Source organism: Allobosea sp. GW823-FHT01F03 (assembly GCF_058798075.1).
This window is the reverse complement of sequence record NZ_CM179505.1, coordinates 631,200-649,163: the sequence shown is the minus strand read 5'-3', so window position 1 is coordinate 649,163 and position 17,964 is coordinate 631,200. Positions and strand designations below refer to the sequence as shown.

Below are 17,964 nucleotides of genomic sequence, written 5' to 3'. Positions count from 1 at the left end.
ATGGTTGTATGTCTGGTAAACGACGGCGTCAGATTGCATTGCGCATGCTCCCCGTGCGACGGCGCCATGGCCGCCATGTCGCTTGCCCCCTTGCCGCTGGCGGCCCGAAGCCGCATTCTCCCCCCGCATCTGGCCATGCCGAGAGTTCGGGGACGCGACCGACCGCCGCGATGAACGACCAGTCCTTTCGCCTCCCGCCCCGGCGCCGGCTGCGAACGCGCCTCGACGACCTGCCTGCCACCAGGAAACCCGTCCTGATCGTCCTGCATCAGGAGAACTCGACCGCAGGCCGGGTCGGTCGGTTGCTGGTCGAGCGTGGCCATGCCCTCGACATCCGCAAGCCGCGCTACGGCGACCCTCTTCCCGCGACGATGCGCGACCATGCCGGCGCGGTGATCTTCGGCGGCCCGATGAGCGCCAATGATCCCGACGATTTCGTCAAGGCGGAGATCGACTGGATCGGGACCTGCCTGAAGGAGAACGCCGCCTTTCTCGGCATCTGCCTGGGTGCCCAGATGCTGACCCGTCATCTCGGCGGCGCGGTTTATGCTCATCCGCAGGGCCGAGCCGAGGTCGGCTATTACCGACTCGACCAGACCGAAATTGGCAGGAGCCATGCGGACGCCGCCGGCTTCGCCTGGCCCGGAACGGTCTATCAATGGCATCGCGAAGGCTTCGATTGCCCGCCCGGAGCCGAATGCCTGGCGACCGGATCCGATTTCCCGGTGCAGGCGATCCGCGCCGGGGAGAGGGCCTATGGCATCCAGTTCCACCCCGAGGTGACGCCCGCCATGATGTGCCGCTGGTCCGTCCGCGGCCATGAGCGCACGCTGATGCCGGGCGCGCAACTGCGCCAGCAGCATCTCGACGGCTGGTACCAATACGACCCGGCCGTCCGCGGCTGGCTCGACGCCTTCCTCGACCATTGGCTGAAACAGCCGGAAACCGCCGAGCCATCGACATGAGCCGCAGCATCCTCGTCCTCGGCGCCGGCATTGTCGGCGTCTCCTGCGCGCTCGCCCTGCAGCAGCGCGGCTTCGCCGTGACGCTGCTCGACCGGCGCGAGCCCGGCCGCGAGACCTCCTATGGCAATGCCGGGGTGATCGGCCGCTCCTCGCTGGTGCCGCTCAACAATCCCGGGCTCTACGCCAAGCTGCCGGGCTATCTCGGCAACCGCCATCCCGCCCTGCATCTCGACTGGCGCCGCGTGCTGACCAGCCCGGGCTGGATGCTACGCTTTCTTTGGGAAGCCCGGCCTTCGCAGGCCGTGGCCCGGATCGCGGCGATGGACGGGCTGACCGCGACGGCGGTCACGCTGCACCGCGCCCTGATGCAGCAGGCCGGCATCAGCCATCGCCTGCGCGAGACCGGCACGCTCAAGCTCTGGCGTAGCGAGGCGGGGCTCGCGGCGGCCCGGGCCGAACAGGCCCTGCTGCAGGCCCATGGCATCGCATCCGAGATCCTCGACCGGCAGGGCATCTCCGCCCTTGAGCCATCCCTGAGGCCGATCTTCCCGACCGGCCTGTTCATCGAGGCCAATGGCTCGGTCGACTCGCCCGGCGCCGTCACCGCCGGCTACGCCGCCCTGTTCGTCGCCCGCGGCGGCACGCTCGTTCAGGACGAAGTCACCGCACTTCGCCGGGAGGGCACGCTCTGGCGGGTTCAGACTGCGCAGCGCCTCCACGAAGCCGGCGACGTCGTCGTCGCGCTCGGCCCCTGGAGCGCCGATCTGCTGCGCCCGCTCGGCCTCGACCCCAAGCTCGATGTCGAGCGCGGCTATCACCGCCATTTCGCGGCGAGCGACGGCGCCCGTCTGAGCCGGCCGGTCTATGACGTCGACGCGGCCTATTTCATGACGCCGATGGAAGAGGGCTACCGCGTCACCAGCGGCGTCGACCTCAGCCGGCGCGACGCGCCCGACCAGTTGCGCCAGATCGAAAGCGTCACGCAGAGCGCGCGCGAAGCCTTCCCGCTCGGCGCGATCCGCGGCAAGACCTGGCGCGGAGCCCGGCCGACCCTGCCGGATTCGCTGCCGATGATCGGCGCCGCGCCCGGGCATCAGGGCCTCTGGCTCGCCTTCGGCAACCAGCATCTCGGCTTCTCCACCGGCCCGATGACCGGCGAACTGCTCGCGGCGCTGCTCAATGGCGAAACGCCACCGATCGACCCGAAGCCCTATGCGCCGGGGCGGTATCTCTGAGGCGCCCCCACGCCTCATTGCTGCCGCGCGGATCACGCCAACAAAAAACGCCAGCCCGGGGGCTGGCGTTGATCGAGAACCGGAAGCGCTGGCCGCCTTCAGACCTGGCGCGCCACCATCATCTTCTTGACCTCGGCGATCGCCTTGGCGGGGTTCAGCCCCTTCGGGCAGGCATTGGCGCAGTTCATGATGGTGTGGCAGCGATAGAGCCGGAACGGATCCTCGAGATCGTCGAGGCGCTCGCCGGTGGCCTCGTCGCGCGAGTCGATCAGCCAGCGATAGGCCTGCAGCAGCGCCGCCGGGCCGAGATAGCGATCGCCATTCCACCAATAGCTCGGGCAGGAGGTCGAGCAGCAGGCGCAGAGAATGCACTCATAGAGCCCGTCGAGCTTCTCCCGATCATCCTTGGCCTGCGACCATTCCTTCTCCGGCGCCGGCGTCGTCGTCTTGAGCCAGGGCTCGATCGAGGCGTGCTGGGCGTAGAAGCGGGTGAGGTCGGGGACGAGATCCTTGACCACGGGCATGTGCGGCAGCGGATAGATCGCGACCTTGCCCTTGGACCCGCACTCGTCGATGCCGGTGGTGCAGGCGAGCCCGTTCTTGCCGTCCATGTTCATGGCGCAGGAACCGCAGATGCCCTCGCGGCAGGAGCGCCGGAAGGTCAGCGTCGGGTCGACCTTGTTCTTGATCCAGATCAGCGCGTCGAGAACCATCGGCCCGCAATCCTCGCGGTCGACATAATAGGTGTCGGTGCGCGGATTGGCGGTATCGTCGGGATTCCAGCGATAGACCTTGAACTCGGTGACCTTCTTGGCGCCGGCCGGCTTCGGCCAGGCCTTGCCCTCGGTCAGGCGGGAGTTCTGAGGAAGATTGAATTCAGCCATCTGTCAGATCGTCCTCAATACACCCGCGCCTTGGGCTTGATGTACTCGATGTCGTTGGACAGCGTGTAGGTGTGCACCGGACGGTCGTCGAGCGTGACGGTGCGCTTCTCGTCGTCGATCCAGGCGAGCGTGTGCTTCATCCAGTCCTTGTCGTCGCGGTTCGGATAGTCCTCGCGCGCATGGGCGCCGCGGCTTTCCGGACGGTTCAGCGCCGAATCCATGGTCACCACGGCCTGGGTGATCAGGTTCTCGAACTCCAGCGTCTCGATCAGGTCCGAGTTCCAGATCAGCGAGCGGTCGGTCACGGCGATGTCGGTGATGCCGCCCCAGACCTCATGGATCAGCTTGTGGCCCTCTTCCAGCGTCTCGCCGGTGCGGTAGACCGCGCAGTTGTTCTGCATGGTCCGCTGCATGCGGTCGCGCAGATCGGCCGTCGAGGTTCCGCCCTTGGCATTGCGGTACTTGTCGAGGCGCGACAGCGAGAGATCGGCTGCGTTCTTCTGCAGCTCCGGCTGCTTCTCGCCGGCCTTGACCGTCTCGGCGCAGCGCAGCCCGGCGGCACGGCCGAAGACGACGAGGTCGATCAGCGAGTTCGAGCCGAGGCGGTTGGCGCCGTGGACGGAGACGCAGGCCGCCTCGCCGATCGCCATCAGGCCCGGCACCACGGCATCGGGATCGCCCCCGACCTTGGTCAAGACCTCGCCGTGGAAGTTCGTGGGGATGCCGCCCATGTTGTAGTGCACCGTCGGCAGCACCGGGATCGGCTCGCGGGTCACGTCGACGCCGGCGAAGATCTTGGCGCTTTCCGAGATGCCCGGCAGGCGCTCGTGCAGGATCTTCGGGTCGAGATGGTCGAGATGCAGGTAGATGTGGTCCTTATTCTTGCCGACGCCGCGCCCGCCACGGATTTCCATGGTCATCGAGCGTGAGACGACGTCGCGCGAGGCAAGGTCCTTGGCCGAGGGGGCATAGCGCTCCATGAAGCGCTCGCCTTCGGAATTGGTGAGGTAGCCGCCCTCGCCGCGCGCGCCTTCGGTGATCAGGCAGCCCGAACCATAGATGCCGGTCGGGTGGAACTGCACGAACTCCATGTCCTGCAGCGGCAGGCCGGCGCGCAGCACCATGCCGCCGCCGTCGCCGGTGCAGGTATGGGCCGAGGTCGCCGAGAAATAGGCGCGGCCATAGCCACCGGTCGCCAGGATGGTCTGCTGCGAGCGGAAGCGGTGCAGCGTGCCGTCGTCGAGCTTGAGCGCGATCACGCCGCGGCAATGGCCGTCATCGTCCATGATCAGGTCGATGGCGAAATACTCGATGAAGAACTCGGTATTGTAGCGCAGCGCCTGGCCATAGAGCGTGTGCAGCATGGCGTGGCCGGTACGGTCGGCGGCGGCGCAGGTGCGCTGGGCCGGCGGGCCTTCGCCGAATTCGGTGGTCATGCCGCCGAAGGGACGCTGGTAGATCTTGCCGCTCTCGGTGCGCGAGAAAGGCACGCCCCAATGCTCGAGCTCATAGACCGCGGCCGGGGCGTTGCGGACGAGATATTCGATCGCATCCTGGTCGCCGAGCCAGTCCGACCCCTTGACGGTGTCGTACATGTGCCACTGCCAGGTGTCCTTGCCCATATTGCCGAGCGAGGCGGCGACGCCGCCCTGGGCCGCGACGGTGTGCGAGCGCGTCGGGAAGACCTTGCTGATGCAGGCGGTGCGCAGGCCGGCCTGCGAGCAGCCGACGGTGGCACGCAGGCCCGCGCCGCCGGCGCCGACGACGACGACGTCGAAGCTGTGATCGGTGATCGGATAGGCCTGACCGGTATAGGCCGGCCGCGCGGGGCCACGGGTGATCGCCATGGGTCAGCCTCCGAACGAGAGCTTGAGCAATGCGAAGGCGCAGGCGGCGCCGACCGCGATCGCGAAGAAGGTGTTGGCCATCACGGCCAGGATCTTCAGGCCCTCGCTGTGGATATAGTCTTCGATGATGACCTGCATGCCGAGGCGCATATGCACCGCTCCCGAGATCACGAAGAGCAGCATCAGGATCGCCACCAGCGGATTGGCCAGCGTCGCGACGGCGGCCGCATAAGGCTTGCCGATCAGCGAGATCACGACACAGAGGAAGGCCAGCGTCAGCAGGACGTTGGCGACGGCGGTGACGCGCTGCAGCCAGAAGTGTCCGGTGCCGGACTTGGCCGAGCCGAGGCCGCGGACGCGGGCGAGCGGGGTACGCATCGACGAGTTTGAGAGCATCGGCGTTTCCTCAGCGCAGGGCGTAGGCGGCGATCCAGACCAGCAAGGTCAGGACGCCGGAGACCAGGCCGCTGAACTTGGCGAGGTTCATCCGGGTCTGCGGATCATAGCCATGGCCCATGTCCCAGACGAAATGGCGCAGCCCGCCGACCATGTGGTGGAGCAGCACGAAGGTGTAGCCGAACAGCACGAGGCGGCCGAGCACCGAGCCGGCGATCGCCTGCGCGGTATCATAGGCGGCAGGGCCGGACGCCGCGGCGACGAGCCAGAAGGCGACCAGCAAGGTGCCGCCATAAAGCGCCGCCCCGGTGGCGCGATGGGCGACCGACATCGCCATCGTCCAGGACCAGCGGTAGATCTGCAGATGCGGCGAAAGCGGGCGCGCCGCCGGTTTGACCTCGGCCAAGTTGAACTCTCCCGAACCTTCAAGCTCGCCAATGAACGATCGCTTGGTATCGTTCTAGAGTGAATGGCTCTCTAACGAAACCCGACCTCTGCTGCAATGCGAGAGCGTCAAGGCTCGGTTACAGAAACGCGATCCTGTAACTTTAGCTCGCCGGATCCCGCTCTTGCAAGCCGCCATGCGAAAGCCGGCCCGCCTGCTGCCTTCAGGCTCCGAACCGGGAGGATATGCGGTTCGGACCGCGCCTGGCAGGCTTTCAGCGCGGCAGCAGCGCCCAATAGTCGAAATCGAGGATGACGCCCTCGGCATATTGGTCGCCCAGTTTCAACGGGTGCTCGTTGCAGGGCAGGTTCTTGGCCGCGACGAGCCGCAGGCGCAGCGCCCCGACATCCTCCCGTCCCGGCAGCTCGGCCGCCTCGAGCACCTCGCTCCAGGCATAGACCGTGTCGCCGGCGAAGAGCGGCGCGACATGCCGGCCGGCATTGATCGCGGCGACATGGAAGGCATTGCCGAGCCCGTTGAAGGACAGGGCTCGCGCCAGGCTGATGACATGGCCGCCATAGATCAGGCGCTTGCCGAAACGGGTTTCGCGCGCGCCATGGCCGTCGAAATGCACCTTGGCGGTGTTCTGGTAGAGCCGCGTCGCGATCTGATGCTCCGCTTCCTCGACGGTCATGCCGTCGACATGGTCGATGCGCTCGCCCGCCCGGTAGTCGCCCCAGCGGAAGGGCGAGCCGGCGAGCCCGTCATCATAGCCGGCGAGCGCGAGCGCCGGGCAGCTCTCACCCAGGGCGTCCGGAAGCACTGCCTTGGGCAGCTCGGGAACCAGTTCGAACGCCGCCGGCGTACCGGGGCTGCGCTTGCGCACCAGCACCCAGCGGGCATAGCTCAGCACGATCTCGCCATGCTGGTTGCGGCCGATCGAGCGGACATAGACGATGCCGGCCTCGCCACCCGAGGTCTGTTTCAGCCCGATGACCTCCGAGGTCGCCGAGAGCGTATCGCCCGGATAGACCGGCCTCAGGAAGCGGCCATCGGCATAGCCGAGATTGGCGACGGCGTTGATCGAGATATCCGGAACGGTCTTGCCGAAGACGATATGGAAGACCAGGAGATCGTCGACAGGCGCGGCAGGGTAGCCGATCGCCTTGGCCAGCGCGTCCGAGGACTGCACCGCGAAGCGTGCCCCGTAGAGCGCCGTGTAGAGCGCGACATCGCCGCTCGTCACCGTGCGCGGCGTCGCATGCACGATCGTCTCGCCCAGGCGAAAATCCTCGAAGAAGCGGCCGGGGCTGGTCTTGGGGGCGATCTCGGACATGACGGGCTCTCGTTGCGGAAACGCGATTGTGCGCTGCAACGGGGGCGCAGGTAAAGCCGGCAGCGGGTAGGATCGCGACAGCCCGGCCGAAGCGCGCCGAAGAGCCCTCCGGCCGCCGCTTCGGCGCATTGGCGATGCGAGAGCCGCCTACCCCGCCACCGTCTGCAGACGGGCGAGATCGACATTGGCACCGCAGACGAGGACGCCGACCCGCTCGCCCGGCCCCGGCTTATAGGCGCCGTGGAGCAGCGCCGCGAGCGCCGCAGCCCCACCAGGCTCGACCGCGAGGCGGAAATCGCGCCAGAGCGCGCCTTGCGCCTCGCCGATCGCGCTGTCGGGCACGAGCACGACATGATCGACCGTGTCCTTGCAGACATCGTAGACGAGCTGGCCGACATTGCGCGCGCCCAGCGAATCCGCCGCAACGGAGGTGACCTGCACGGTCATCGGCGCCTTGGCCTCCAGCGCCGCCTGCAACGCCCGCGAGCCTTCAGGTTCGACGCCGACGACCTTGACCCTGGTGCCTGCGAACCAGGAGGCGATGCCGGAGATCAGCCCGCCACCGCCGACGGCGACGAGCACCGTGTCGAGATCCGGCTCCTGGCTCTGCCATTCCTTCGCGAGCGTGCCCTGGCCGGCCATCGTCTCAGGGGCGGCGAAGGGATGGATCTTGAGCGCGCCCGTTTCGGCGACGAACTGGTCGCAGGCCGCCTGGGCGTCATCATATTGCGCGCCGCCGATGCGGACATCGGCGCCGAAGCGCCGGATCGCCTCGACCTTCGCGGCCGGCGAGATCTCCGGCACGAAGATCGTCGCCCTGACCCCGCGCTTGCCGGCGGCATAGGCGACGGCCGCGCCGTGATTCCCGCCCGACGCCGCCGCCACCCCGGCAGCCGGGACATCGAGCGAGAGCAGATTGTTGAAGGCACCGCGCGTCTTGAACGAGCCGGCATGCTGCAGGCATTCGAGCTTGAGCGAGACATCGGCGCGCGATCCGAAGGCGCCGGTTCCGAGCCGCATCACCGGCGTGGTGCGGGCATGGCCGGCGATGCGTTCGGCCGCGGCTTCGATCATCGGGCGCGGAACGGGCTGGTCAGACATGGCGATATCCTGCGAAGCGGGCCGATCCGGCGCGAAGCTCCAGATCGCGATGGGAAGACCGTGGCTATCGCGTCCCGGCCGATCCGGAAAGGGTCTCCCACGCCCGGCCGCAATGTGCCGGGCGACGATCAGGGCCGCGAGTGCGTCGAGCACGTCATCGGCTGCGGCACCGCGAGGTGGCGCGGCGGCCAGCACCTCTTCGGCGAGGCCGGCGGCCCGCAGCAGCGCCCGCCGCTCCGCCATGCCTTCGGGATTGACGACGCCCTTGATCTTTTTGGGGTGCTGCAGGGGCGCGCCCCGCAAGGTGCGGAAGGCGAGCTCCGGATGCACCTCGAAGATTGCCCCGCGCCAGGCGGGCTCCGCCCGCAGGAAACCGTCGATCTCGCGGATCTTCGGGAAGAGGTGGAAGCCCTGCCGCGACACTTTGCGCGGCGGCGACGAGGTCGCGAGCGCGGCGCTGCAAGCTTCCCGATAAGTGTCGGCATAGACCGCGGCCCGCGAGGGAATCGCGAAGACCGAGGATTGCCGCGCCCCGAGCAGGCTGCGTACCGCCTGCTCCGGCCCGCGGCCGGCCCGCTCGATATGGTCCGGCAGGCCGATCGGCATGTCGACCGCGACCAGGCTGCCCGGCGGCAAGCTGCGGATCAGGCCACTCCAGCTGCGCTCGACCCGCAGGGTCGGGGCCTTGGTTGTCGAAACGTCACAGGAAGCTGCGATCCAACCGACCTTGCAGCCATCCACGCCCACGATCCAGCCCATTCTCGAATTCTCCCGCCCGGGGGTGACGTCGCCATTGCGCAGCGTTTAGTGTGCGCTGCAATAAGAACCGTGAGGAGTGTCGCCATGACCGAAATCCGTCCGCGCCGCAGCGTGCTCTATATGCCCGGCTCCAATGCCCGCGCCCTCGAAAAGGCGCGCGAGATTGCGGCCGACGCCCTGATCCTCGATCTCGAGGACGCGGTCGCGCCGGAGGCCAAGGACCTCGCCCGTATCCAGGTCTGCGACGCCGTCAAGGCCGGCGGCTATGGCCGACGGGAACTGGTGATCCGCACCAACGGGCTCGACACTCCCTGGTTCGATGCCGATCTGGCCGCCGCCACGGAAGCCGCGCCCGACGCGATCCTGATCCCGAAAGTCGCTTCCCCGGAGACGCTGGTCGAGATCGGCCAGCGTCTGGTCGGGCTCTGGGCCAAGCCGGAGACGCAGATCTGGGCGATGATCGAGACCCCGCTCGCCATCCTCGACTGTGAGCGCATCGCCCGCGCCGCGCGCGATCCCTCGACCCGGCTCGCCTGTTTCGTCCTCGGCACCAACGACCTCGCCAAGGAGACGCGCGCGCGTTTCGTGCCCGGCCGGGCGCCGATGCTGCCCTGGCTCACCACGGCGATCCTGGCGGCGCGCGCCCATGGGCTCGACGTGATCGACGGAGTCTACAACGACCTCAAGGACGAGGTCGGCTTCCTGGCCGAGTGCGAGCAGGGCCGCGATCTCGGCTTCGACGGCAAGACGCTGATCCATCCCAATCAGGTCGGGGCCGCCAATACCGTTTTCGCCCCTGAAACTGCCGAGCTCGAGCGCGCCCGCGCGATCATCGCCGCCTTCGAGCAACCCGAGAACGCCGACAAGGGCGCGATCCAGCTCGATGGCCGCATGGTCGAGCGCCTGCATGCCGAGATGGCGCGCCGTGTCGTCGCGCTCGCCGAGGCGATCTGAGCCTCGCAGTTCGGACCGATTTCGCTCGGGATCACCTGCCAGGAGGGCCGCGGCGCCTTCACGCCTCAGGCGGGGGGCTGCGGCTCTGTTGGCAGGCCCATCACGAAGGCACGCTCGTGATGCGGTCCGGCGTCACAATAAAAAAGGCCGGGAGCAAGCTCCCAGCCTCTCAATTCCGTCGATCGGCTCCGCGTCAGGCGGCCTTGCGATCCTCAAAGACGCCGCGGAACTCGCGCAGCTGCACCAGCTGCTCCGCAAGGCGCTTCTGCTCGGCCTCGTCCTGCGAGCCGGCGAGACGGGTCTCGGCGGTCACGATTTCCTGGTCGAGCACAGAAAGGTTGACGTCCTCGATGAAGCGAGCCTGCTCCGCGAGAATGGTCAGGCTCTCGGCATTGACCTCGGCAATGCCGCCGGAAACGTAGAATTCCTTGCCGTTGTTGGCATCGGTCTGGAGCATCACGATGCCGGGCTTCAGCACCGCCACCAGCGGGGCGTGACCGGCCAGGATCGTCATCTCGCCCTCGACCGAGGGGACGATGACGCTGACGACCTCACCCGAGAACAGGATGCGCTCCGGCGAGACGAGTTCGAACTTGAAGGTGGCCATCGTACAATCTCTCCAGGCTCGTCATGGTCGGGCTTGACCCGACCATCTCTGAAACCAGTGTCTTCTCGTCCAGAGATTCTCGGGCCAGGCCCGAGAATGACGCGTGTCACGTCTCCCGGCCGGCAGGGCCGGCCGGATTGGCCCGTGAAACTTACGCCGCTTCGGCGGCCAGGCGCTGCGCCTTCTCGATCGCCTCGTCGATCGAGCCGACCATGTAGAAGGCCGCTTCCGGCAGGTGGTCGTACTTGCCCTCGACCAGACCCTTGAAGCTCTTGATCGTGTCCTCGAGCGCGACGAGCTTGCCCGGCGAGCCGGTGAAGACTTCGGCGACGTGGAAGGGCTGCGACAGGAAGCGCTCGATCTTGCGGGCGCGGGCGACCGCCGTCTTGTCCTCTTCCGAGAGCTCGTCCATGCCGAGGATCGCGATGATGTCCTGCAGCGCCTTGTAGCGCTGGAGGATCTGCTGGACCTGGCGGGCCACCGCATAGTGCTCCTCGCCGACGATGGCGGGCGAGAGCATGCGCGAGGTCGAGTCGAGCGGGTCGACCGCTGGGTAGATGCCCTTTTCCGCGATCGAGCGCGAAAGCACGGTCGTGGCGTCCAGGTGGGCGAAGGAGGTCGCCGGGGCCGGGTCGGTCAGGTCGTCCGCCGGCACGTAGATCGCCTGCACCGAGGTGATCGAGCCCTTGGTCGTGGTGGTGATGCGCTCCTGCAGCGCGCCCATGTCGGTGGCGAGCGTCGGCTGATAGCCCACCGCCGAGGGGATGCGGCCGAGCAGCGCCGACACTTCCGAACCCGCCTGGGTGAAGCGGAAGATGTTGTCGACGAAGAACAGCACGTCCTGGCCCTGGTCGCGGAAGTGCTCGGCGACGGTCAGGCCGGTCAGGGCGACGCGGGCGCGGGCGCCCGGCGGCTCGTTCATCTGGCCATAGACGAGGGCGCACTTGGAGCCGGCCGCCGAGCCGCCGTTCTCCTTCGGGTCCTTGTTGACGTTCGACTCGATCATCTCGTGATAGAGGTCGTTGCCCTCGCGGGTACGCTCGCCGACGCCGGCGAACACCGAGTAGCCACCGTGGGCCTTCGCGACGTTGTTGATCAGCTCCATGATCAGCACGGTCTTGCCGACGCCCGCGCCGCCGAACAGGCCGATCTTGCCGCCCTTGGCGTAGGGAGCCAGGAGGTCGACGACCTTGATGCCGGTGACGAGGATCTGCGCCTCGGTCGACTGCTCGGAATAGCTCGGGGCCGGCTGGTGGATGCCGCGCGAGGTCGCGGCGCCGATCGGGCCGGCCTCGTCGACCGGCTCGCCGATCACGTTCATGATGCGGCCCAGGCACTCGTCGCCGACCGGCACCGAGATCGGGGCGCCGGTGTCGGTGACGGACTGGCCGCGCACCAGACCTTCGGTCGAGTCCATGGCGATGGTGCGCACGGTGTTCTCGCCGAGATGCTGCGCCACCTCGAGGACCAGGCGGTTGCCGAGATTGTCGGTCTCGAGCGCGTTCAGGATCTCCGGCAGGGCGCCGTCGAACTGCACGTCGACGACAGCGCCGATGACCTGCGCGACGCGGCCGGTACCGGTGTTGGCGGGCTTCTCGGCGGACTTGGTCTTGGTTGCGGCTTTGGCCATGGTTTTAAAACCTCGGATTCGCGTTCAGCGTGTCGGTGGCCGGCGCGCCGGCCTAATGTTCAGGCGGCGATTAGAGCGCTTCCGCGCCGGAGATGATCTCGATGAGTTCCTTGGTGATCATCGCCTGACGCGAGCGGTTGTAGATCTGCGTCTGCTTCTTGATCATCTCGCCCGCATTGCGGGTGGCGGAGTCCATCGCGGACATGCGGGCGCCCTGTTCGGAGGCGGCGTTCTCGAGCAGCGCCCGCAGCACCTGGACCGTCAGGTTGCGCGGCAGCAGCGTCTCGAGGATCTCGCCTTCCTCGGGCTCGTAATCATAGACCGCTTCGGTGGTCGCGGTGCCGGCCGGGATCTCGGCCGGAATGATGCGCTGGGCCGTCGGGATCTGCGAGATCACCGATTTGAACTTCGAGAAGAAGATCGTCGCGACGTCGAACTCGCCGGCGGCGAAGCGCGTCAGGATGTTCTGGGTGATCGCCTCGGCATTGGCGAAGCCGACCTGCTTGAACTCGCGCAGGTCGACGACCTGGATGATGTCGTTCTCGAACAGCCGCTTCAGGGCGTCATAGCCCTTCTTGCCGACGCAGAGGATCTTGACCGTCTTGCCCTCTGCCTTGAGCGCCTGCGCCTTGTCGCGCGCCAGACGGGCGATCGACGAGTTGAAGGCGCCGCACAGGCCGCGCTCGGCGGTGAAGACCACGAGCAGGTGGACCTTGTCCGAGCCGGTGCCGGAGATCAGGCGCGGCGCGCTGTCGCCGGAGATGCCGCCGGCGAGATTGGCCAGCACCTTCTCCATGCGCTCGGCATAGGGACGAGCGGCTTCGGCCGCCATCTGGGCGCGGCGCAGCTTCGCCGCCGCGACCATCTGCATGGCCTTGGTGATCTTCTGCGTCGCCTTCACCGAGGCGATCCGGTTACGCAGGTCCTTCAATGAAGGCATGTCTAGCTCTCACCCCGTCATGACCGCGCGCGGCCAATCCCGTCTCGATCCGCAGCGGCCGCGATCTTCGCGACCAGCCGTGTCCTTGACCCTCATGGCCGGGCATTCGCCCGGCCATGCGCTTGCACGCCTCAGGCGAACGTCTTGGCGAAGCCCGAGACGATGTCCTTCAGCTTCGCGGCGTTCGCGTCCGAAAGATCCTTCGTCGAGCCGATCTCGTTCAGCAGGTCGGCGTGCTTGGCACGGACCAGCGAGAGCAGGCCGTCCTCGAAGGCGCGGACCTTGTTGACCGGCAGCGGGTCGAGATAGCCGTTGACGCCGGCATAGATCACGACCGTCTGCTCTTCCATCTTCAGCGGCGAGAACTGGCCCTGCTTCAGGAGCTCGGTCAGGCGGGCGCCGCGGTTGAGCAGGCGCTGCGTGACCGCGTCGAGGTCCGAGCCGAACTGGGCGAAGGCCGCCATCTCGCGATACTGGGCGAGCTCGCCCTTGATCTTGCCCGCGACCTTCTTGGTCGCCTTGGTCTGCGCGGCCGAGCCGACGCGCGACACCGAAAGGCCGACGTTCACCGCCGGGCGGATGCCCTGGTAGAACAGGTCGGTCTCGAGGAAGATCTGCCCGTCGGTGATCGAGATCACGTTGGTCGGGATATAGGCCGAGACGTCGTTGGCCTGGGTCTCGATGACCGGCAGCGCCGTCAGCGAGCCCTTGCCGGCGGCGTCGCCCATCTTGGCGGCGCGCTCGAGCAGGCGGGAGTGGAGATAGAACACGTCGCCCGGATAGGCCTCGCGGCCCGGCGGACGGCGCAGCAGCAGCGACATCTGGCGATAGGCGACGGCCTGCTTGGAGAGGTCGTCATAGATGATCACGGCGTGCATGCCGTTGTCGCGGAAATACTCGCCCATGGCGCAGCCGGCGAAGGGCGCCAGGAACTGCATCGGGGCGGCGTCCGAGGCGGTCGCGGCGACGACGATCGAGTACTCCAGCGCGCCGCGCTCCTCGAGCACCTTCACGAACTGGGCGACGGTGGAGCGCTTCTGGCCGACGGCGACGTAGACGCAGTACAGCTTCTGCTGCTCGTCAGCGCCTTCGACGTTGAGCGACTTCTGGTTCAGGATCGTGTCGAGCGCCACGGCGGTCTTGCCGGTCTGGCGGTCACCGATGATCAGCTCGCGCTGGCCGCGGCCGATCGGGATCAGGGCGTCGATCGCCTTGAGGCCGGTCGCCATCGGCTCGTGCACCGACTTGCGCGGAATGATGCCGGGCGCCTTGACGTCGACGCGGGCGCGGGTCTTGGCCTTGATCGGGCCCTTGCCGTCGATCGGGTTGCCGAGCGCGTCGACGACGCGGCCGAGCAGCTCCTTGCCGACCGGCACGTCGACGATGGCGCCGGTGCGCTTGACGGTCTGGCCTTCCTTGATCTCGCGGTCGGAACCGAAGATCACGACGCCGACATTGTCGCTCTCGAGGTTGAGGGCCATGCCGCGCACGCCGGACTCGAACTCGACCATCTCGCCGGCCTGGACCTTGTCGAGGCCGTAGACGCGGGCGATGCCGTCGCCGACGGAGAGAACCTGACCGACTTCGGTGACGGACGCCTCGGACCCGAAATTGCTGATCTGGGTCTTCAGGATCGCGGAGATTTCAGCGGCGCGGATGTCCATCAGCCGACCTCTTTCATGGCAAGACGAATTGAATTGAGTTTGGTTTTCAGGGACGCATCGACCATGCGCGAGCCCATCTTGACGACGAGTCCGCCGATGATGGCCGGGTCGATCTTCACGGAAAGCGCGACATCCTGGCCAGCGACGTCCTTGAGAGTCGCGGTGATGTCCTTGAGCTGGGCGGCGGAGGGCTCCTCGGCCAGCGTCACCTCGGCGCTGACGATGCCCTTGGCCTCGGCGACCTTGGCGCGGTAGGCGCGGATCATGCCCGGCAGCGCGAACAGACGGCGCTTGCTGGCGACGAGGCCGATGAAATTGGCGGCGAGCCCCGCGATCCCGGCCTTGGCGAGCAGCGCGTTGACGGCTGCGACCTGATCCTGGGCGGAGAAGGCCGGGCTGCCGATCAGCCGCTGCAGATCGGCGCTCTCGGCGATCATCGCGCTGAAAGAATCGAGATCGGTGGCGACGGCATCGACCGTCTTGGCCTCGGTGGCCAGCTCGAACAGAGCCGTGGCATAGCGCCCGGCAACACCCGAGACAGGGGACTGTTCCTGCGATCCGCCCTGGGCCACGCTTCGCTCTCTCTTCCAAGGGACCGCCCCGGCGACCTTCTGACGAAGGTGGAGTGCATGGTCCCGACGCTGCGATGATCAAGCGCACGCCCGCCCGTTGCCAGGGCGCGCCGCGCTTGGATTGCGGCGGTGCACTAGCATGGGGATCGGGGGGCCGCAACCCGACGGAACGGGGTAGCGCACGCTTTGGATGCGGTCAAAGGAAGCGCCCCATGCGCCAACCGCGCGACAAGGCCGGCGACTCGGCCCGTGGCCACGCTCGATGCAGGCTCCAACCGGCCGGTCCGGTGCTCGGACTCTGGAGGCGACATGGCGCCTTTCGGCAAGGCCGATCGCGGTCCGGCACATTTTCGCGCGAGGCGGCCGCCGGCTCGCGCGAAGACAATTCTACATGACAGGGGCGCAGGGCGGTTTCGCGTTTCGGCGAAACTCGGAGATTCGCTAGAGAAAGCTCTGCGGATCGACATCGACCGTCACCCTGACCGAGCCCTTCGGCCGCGGCGCCCGCTTCAGCCAGGCGCGCAGATAGCCCTGCAGATCGATCTCCCGTGAGGTGCGCACGATCAGCCGCATGCGGTGGCGCCCACGCAGGATGGCGAGCGGTGCCTCGGCCGGCCCCAGGACGGCGACGCCGGCCGGCGCCTCGGCGCAGCGGGCCAGCGCCCTTGCATGGGTCTCGGCCTCGGCCTGCGCATTGGCCGAGACGATCAGCGCCGCGAGGCGACCGAAGGGCGGCAGCCCGGCCGCCTCGCGCGCCGCCGTCTCTGCGGCGTAGAAGCGTTCGGGATCGCCGGAGACCAGCGCCTTCAGGACGGGGTGAGCGGGATCATGGGTCTGCAGCAATGCGCGCCCCGGCTTCTCGCCGCGCCCGGCCCGGCCGGTGACCTGGCGCAGCGCCTGGAAGGTGCGCTCGGCGGCGCGCGGATCGCCCGAGGTCAGGCCGAGATCGGCATCGACCACGCCGACCAGCGTCATGCCCGGGAAATTATGGCCCTTGGCGACGAGCTGGGTGCCGATGACGATGTCGAACTCGCCTGCGGCGACTGCCATCAGCTCCTGCTTCAGGCGCTCGGTCCCGCCCGGGAAATCGCTCGACAGCACGATCGCCCGCGCCTGCGGGAACAGGGTCGCGACCTCCTCGGCGAGGCGCTCGACACCGGGGCCGCAGGCGGCCAGCGTCTCCGGTTTGTGGCAGGAAGGGCATTCATGCGGCCGGCGCTCGACATGGCCGCAATGATGGCAGACCAGAGCGCGGCGGAAACGATGGTCGACCAGCCAGGCCGAGCAGTTCGGGCACTGGAAGCGATGGCCGCAATCGCGGCAGAGCGTCAGCGGCGCATAGCCGCGCCGGTTGAGGAAGAGCAGAGACTGCTCCTTCGCCTCGAGATTGGCCTCGACCGCCTTGATCAGCGCCCCAGAAATCCAGCGCCCGCGCTCGGGCTTGTCGCGGCGCAGGTCGACCAGGCCGAGCGACGGCAATTGCCTCCCGCCGAAGCGTTCCGGCAGCCTGAGATGGAGATAGCGCCCGCGCTCGGCATTGACCCGCGTCTCCAGCGAGGGCGTCGCCGAGGCCAGCACCACCGGCGCGCTCTCGATCTTGCCGCGCACCACCGCCATGTCACGGGCGTGATAGGCGACGCCGTCCTCCTGTTTGTAGGCGGCCTCGTGCTCCTCGTCGACGATGATCAGGCCAAGGTCGCGATAGGGCAGGAACAGCGCCGAGCGTGCGCCGGCGACGACCAGAGCCTCGCCCTCGGCGATCGCCGCCTGCAGCCGCTCGCGGCGGCGCCCGCTCACCGCCGAATGCCAGAGGCCGGGCCGGACACCGAAGCGGCTCTCGAAACGGTCGATGAACTGCGCCGTCAGCGCGATTTCCGGCATCAGGATCAGGCTCTGGCGCCCGAGCCGGATCGCCTCGGCGACCGCCTCGAAATAAACCTCGGTCTTGCCGGAGCCGGTGACGCCCTCGAGCAGCGCGACGCTGTAGGCCTGGCTGCGCACGGCGGCGACGAGGCTCCCCGCCACCTCCTGCTGGCCCGCGGAGAGCGCCGGCCTCGCATGGTCCGGATCAGGCCTCGCGGCGATCGCCTGCTGGGGCAGCGCCTCAACACAGAAGGTACCGGCATCGACCAGCGAATCGATCACCGCGGCACTGACCGAGGCCGCCTCGGCCAGCGCCGACTTGCCGACCAGCAATCCGCCTTCGGCCGCGGCGATGGCGCGGGCGCGGGCCGGCGTCATCCGGGCCGGCGGCGGGCCGACCAGCCGCACACCGAGCTTGGGGCGCTCGGGCCGGTCGTCCGGCGGCCGGCGCAGGGCGAGTGCCAGCACCGAACCTTTGGCGGCGAGCGTGTACCAGGCGACCCAGTCGACCAGTTTCATCAGCGCCGGATCGAGCGGCGGCAGGTCGAGCTTGGCCGCGACCTTCTTGAGGTTGCCGCCGCGGCCCGAGCCGCGTTCCCAGACCACGCCGATCGTCTCGCGCGGCCCGAGCGGCACCTGAACGACGTCGCCCGGCGCGAGCGCGAGCCCGGCCGGGACGGCGTAGCTGTAAGCCTGGTCGAGACCGAGCGGGATCAGCACCTCGACCGTGCCGCCGCCCTGCCCCTCGTCGAGCGCATCGTCCATGCGCCCGTCTCTAGCACTGATTCGCTGCGATGGCCGGCCAGAAGCGAAGCCACCGCCGGCG

At 68.1% G+C, this 17,964-nt stretch carries 15 protein-coding genes; 3 read left to right on the top strand and 12 right to left on the bottom strand.

Annotated features, from left to right (window positions below; all coding sequences use genetic code 11):
* Window positions 1-170 precede the first annotated feature (170 nt).
* Entirely contained in the window at window positions 171-965 is a 795-nt protein-coding gene (locus tag AC3RCC_RS03060) for a glutamine amidotransferase (RefSeq protein ID WP_291642423.1), read from the top strand.
* Complete coding sequence (locus tag AC3RCC_RS03055) at window positions 962-2,200, top strand: NAD(P)/FAD-dependent oxidoreductase (RefSeq protein WP_492257548.1); 1,239 nt, start codon at window positions 962-964, stop codon at window positions 2,198-2,200. The genes AC3RCC_RS03060 and AC3RCC_RS03055 overlap by 4 nt, the downstream gene beginning before the upstream one ends.
* A 98-nt stretch (window positions 2,201-2,298) precedes the next feature.
* On the opposite strand, the gene AC3RCC_RS03050 is transcribed toward AC3RCC_RS03055, so the two are convergent.
* The 6 genes from AC3RCC_RS03050 to AC3RCC_RS03025 form a co-directional block, all read right to left on the bottom strand.
* A complete protein-coding gene (locus AC3RCC_RS03050; RefSeq protein WP_066479300.1) occupies window positions 2,299-3,084 on the bottom strand; it encodes a succinate dehydrogenase iron-sulfur subunit in 786 nt (261 codons plus the stop codon).
* 14 nt (window positions 3,085-3,098) lie between these two features.
* Window positions 3,099-4,931: a succinate dehydrogenase flavoprotein subunit gene (gene sdhA / locus AC3RCC_RS03045; protein WP_291642417.1), complete on the bottom strand. Its 1,833-nt coding sequence runs from the start codon at window positions 4,929-4,931 to the stop codon at window positions 3,099-3,101.
* Between the two features lie 3 nt (window positions 4,932-4,934).
* Complete coding sequence (gene sdhD / locus AC3RCC_RS03040; protein ID WP_291642414.1) at window positions 4,935-5,327, bottom strand: succinate dehydrogenase, hydrophobic membrane anchor protein; 393 nt, start codon at window positions 5,325-5,327, stop codon at window positions 4,935-4,937.
* Between the two features lie 10 nt (window positions 5,328-5,337).
* Entirely contained in the window at window positions 5,338-5,733 is a 396-nt protein-coding gene (sdhC, locus tag AC3RCC_RS03035; protein WP_291642412.1) for a succinate dehydrogenase, cytochrome b556 subunit, read from the bottom strand.
* Window positions 5,734-5,986: 253 nt separating this feature from the next.
* Window positions 5,987-7,048, bottom strand: coding sequence for a MaoC family dehydratase (locus AC3RCC_RS03030; RefSeq protein ID WP_291642410.1), 1,062 nt, complete (start codon window positions 7,046-7,048; stop codon window positions 5,987-5,989).
* Window positions 7,049-7,195: 147 nt separating this feature from the next.
* On the bottom strand, window positions 7,196-8,908 hold the full coding sequence (locus AC3RCC_RS03025; protein WP_492257547.1) for a serine/threonine dehydratase: 1,713 nt from the start codon (window positions 8,906-8,908) through the stop codon (window positions 7,196-7,198).
* Between the two features lie 84 nt (window positions 8,909-8,992).
* Here AC3RCC_RS03025 and AC3RCC_RS03020 point away from each other — a divergent pair, with 84 nt between their 5' ends.
* Complete coding sequence (locus AC3RCC_RS03020) at window positions 8,993-9,862, top strand: HpcH/HpaI aldolase/citrate lyase family protein (RefSeq protein ID WP_492257546.1); 870 nt, start codon at window positions 8,993-8,995, stop codon at window positions 9,860-9,862.
* Between the two features lie 193 nt (window positions 9,863-10,055).
* On the opposite strand, the gene AC3RCC_RS03015 is transcribed toward AC3RCC_RS03020, so the two are convergent.
* The 6 genes from AC3RCC_RS03015 to AC3RCC_RS02990 all read right to left on the bottom strand — a co-directional run bounded on the left by AC3RCC_RS03015 (window position 10,056) and on the right by AC3RCC_RS02990 (window position 17,903).
* Window positions 10,056-10,469, bottom strand: a complete 414-nt coding sequence (locus AC3RCC_RS03015) for a F0F1 ATP synthase subunit epsilon (protein ID WP_291642407.1) — start codon at window positions 10,467-10,469, stop codon at window positions 10,056-10,058.
* A 151-nt stretch (window positions 10,470-10,620) separates the two neighbouring features.
* Complete coding sequence (atpD, locus tag AC3RCC_RS03010) at window positions 10,621-12,099, bottom strand: F0F1 ATP synthase subunit beta (protein ID WP_291645939.1); 1,479 nt, start codon at window positions 12,097-12,099, stop codon at window positions 10,621-10,623.
* Window positions 12,100-12,169: 70 nt separating this feature from the next.
* Window positions 12,170-13,039, bottom strand: coding sequence for a F0F1 ATP synthase subunit gamma (locus AC3RCC_RS03005; protein ID WP_291645938.1), 870 nt, complete (start codon window positions 13,037-13,039; stop codon window positions 12,170-12,172).
* A 131-nt stretch (window positions 13,040-13,170) separates the two neighbouring features.
* The gene (atpA, locus tag AC3RCC_RS03000; protein WP_291645937.1) at window positions 13,171-14,703 is read right to left on the bottom strand and encodes a F0F1 ATP synthase subunit alpha; all 1,533 of its coding nucleotides are present in this window, start codon (window positions 14,701-14,703) and stop codon (window positions 13,171-13,173) included.
* Window positions 14,703-15,275, bottom strand: coding sequence for a F0F1 ATP synthase subunit delta (locus AC3RCC_RS02995; RefSeq protein ID WP_291635677.1), 573 nt, complete (start codon window positions 15,273-15,275; stop codon window positions 14,703-14,705). Before AC3RCC_RS02995 ends, atpA begins: the two co-directional genes overlap by 1 nt.
* 441 nt (window positions 15,276-15,716) lie before the next feature.
* Window positions 15,717-17,903, bottom strand: a complete 2,187-nt coding sequence (locus AC3RCC_RS02990; protein WP_492257545.1) for a primosomal protein N' — start codon at window positions 17,901-17,903, stop codon at window positions 15,717-15,719.
* Between the last annotated feature and the right edge of the window lie 61 nt (window positions 17,904-17,964).

What these genes read in the sequence shown, in the direction of transcription:
- AC3RCC_RS03055 (WP_492257548.1), top strand. Translation starts at nt 962, where the DNA reads ATGAGCCGCAGCATCCTCGTCCTCGGCGCCGGCATTGTCGGCGTCTCC.
- atpD (WP_291645939.1), bottom strand. Translation starts at nt 12,099, where the DNA reads ATGGCCAAAGCCGCAACCAAGACCAAGTCCGCCGAGAAGCCCGCCAAC.
- atpA (WP_291645937.1), bottom strand. Translation starts at nt 14,703, where the DNA reads ATGGACATCCGCGCCGCTGAAATCTCCGCGATCCTGAAGACCCAGATC.
- AC3RCC_RS03050 (WP_066479300.1), bottom strand. Translation starts at nt 3,084, where the DNA reads ATGGCTGAATTCAATCTTCCTCAGAACTCCCGCCTGACCGAGGGCAAG.
- AC3RCC_RS03025 (WP_492257547.1), bottom strand. Translation starts at nt 8,908, where the DNA reads ATGGGCTGGATCGTGGGCGTGGATGGCTGCAAGGTCGGTTGGATCGCA.
- sdhA (WP_291642417.1), bottom strand. Translation starts at nt 4,931, where the DNA reads ATGGCGATCACCCGTGGCCCCGCGCGGCCGGCCTATACCGGTCAGGCC.
- AC3RCC_RS03020 (WP_492257546.1), top strand. Translation starts at nt 8,993, where the DNA reads ATGACCGAAATCCGTCCGCGCCGCAGCGTGCTCTATATGCCCGGCTCC.
- AC3RCC_RS03015 (WP_291642407.1), bottom strand. Translation starts at nt 10,469, where the DNA reads ATGGCCACCTTCAAGTTCGAACTCGTCTCGCCGGAGCGCATCCTGTTC.
- AC3RCC_RS03030 (WP_291642410.1), bottom strand. Translation starts at nt 7,048, where the DNA reads ATGTCCGAGATCGCCCCCAAGACCAGCCCCGGCCGCTTCTTCGAGGAT.
- AC3RCC_RS02990 (WP_492257545.1), bottom strand. Translation starts at nt 17,903, where the DNA reads ATGGACGATGCGCTCGACGAGGGGCAGGGCGGCGGCACGGTCGAGGTG.
- AC3RCC_RS03005 (WP_291645938.1), bottom strand. Translation starts at nt 13,039, where the DNA reads ATGCCTTCATTGAAGGACCTGCGTAACCGGATCGCCTCGGTGAAGGCG.
- sdhD (WP_291642414.1), bottom strand. Translation starts at nt 5,327, where the DNA reads ATGCTCTCAAACTCGTCGATGCGTACCCCGCTCGCCCGCGTCCGCGGC.
- AC3RCC_RS03060 (WP_291642423.1), top strand. Translation starts at nt 171, where the DNA reads ATGAACGACCAGTCCTTTCGCCTCCCGCCCCGGCGCCGGCTGCGAACG.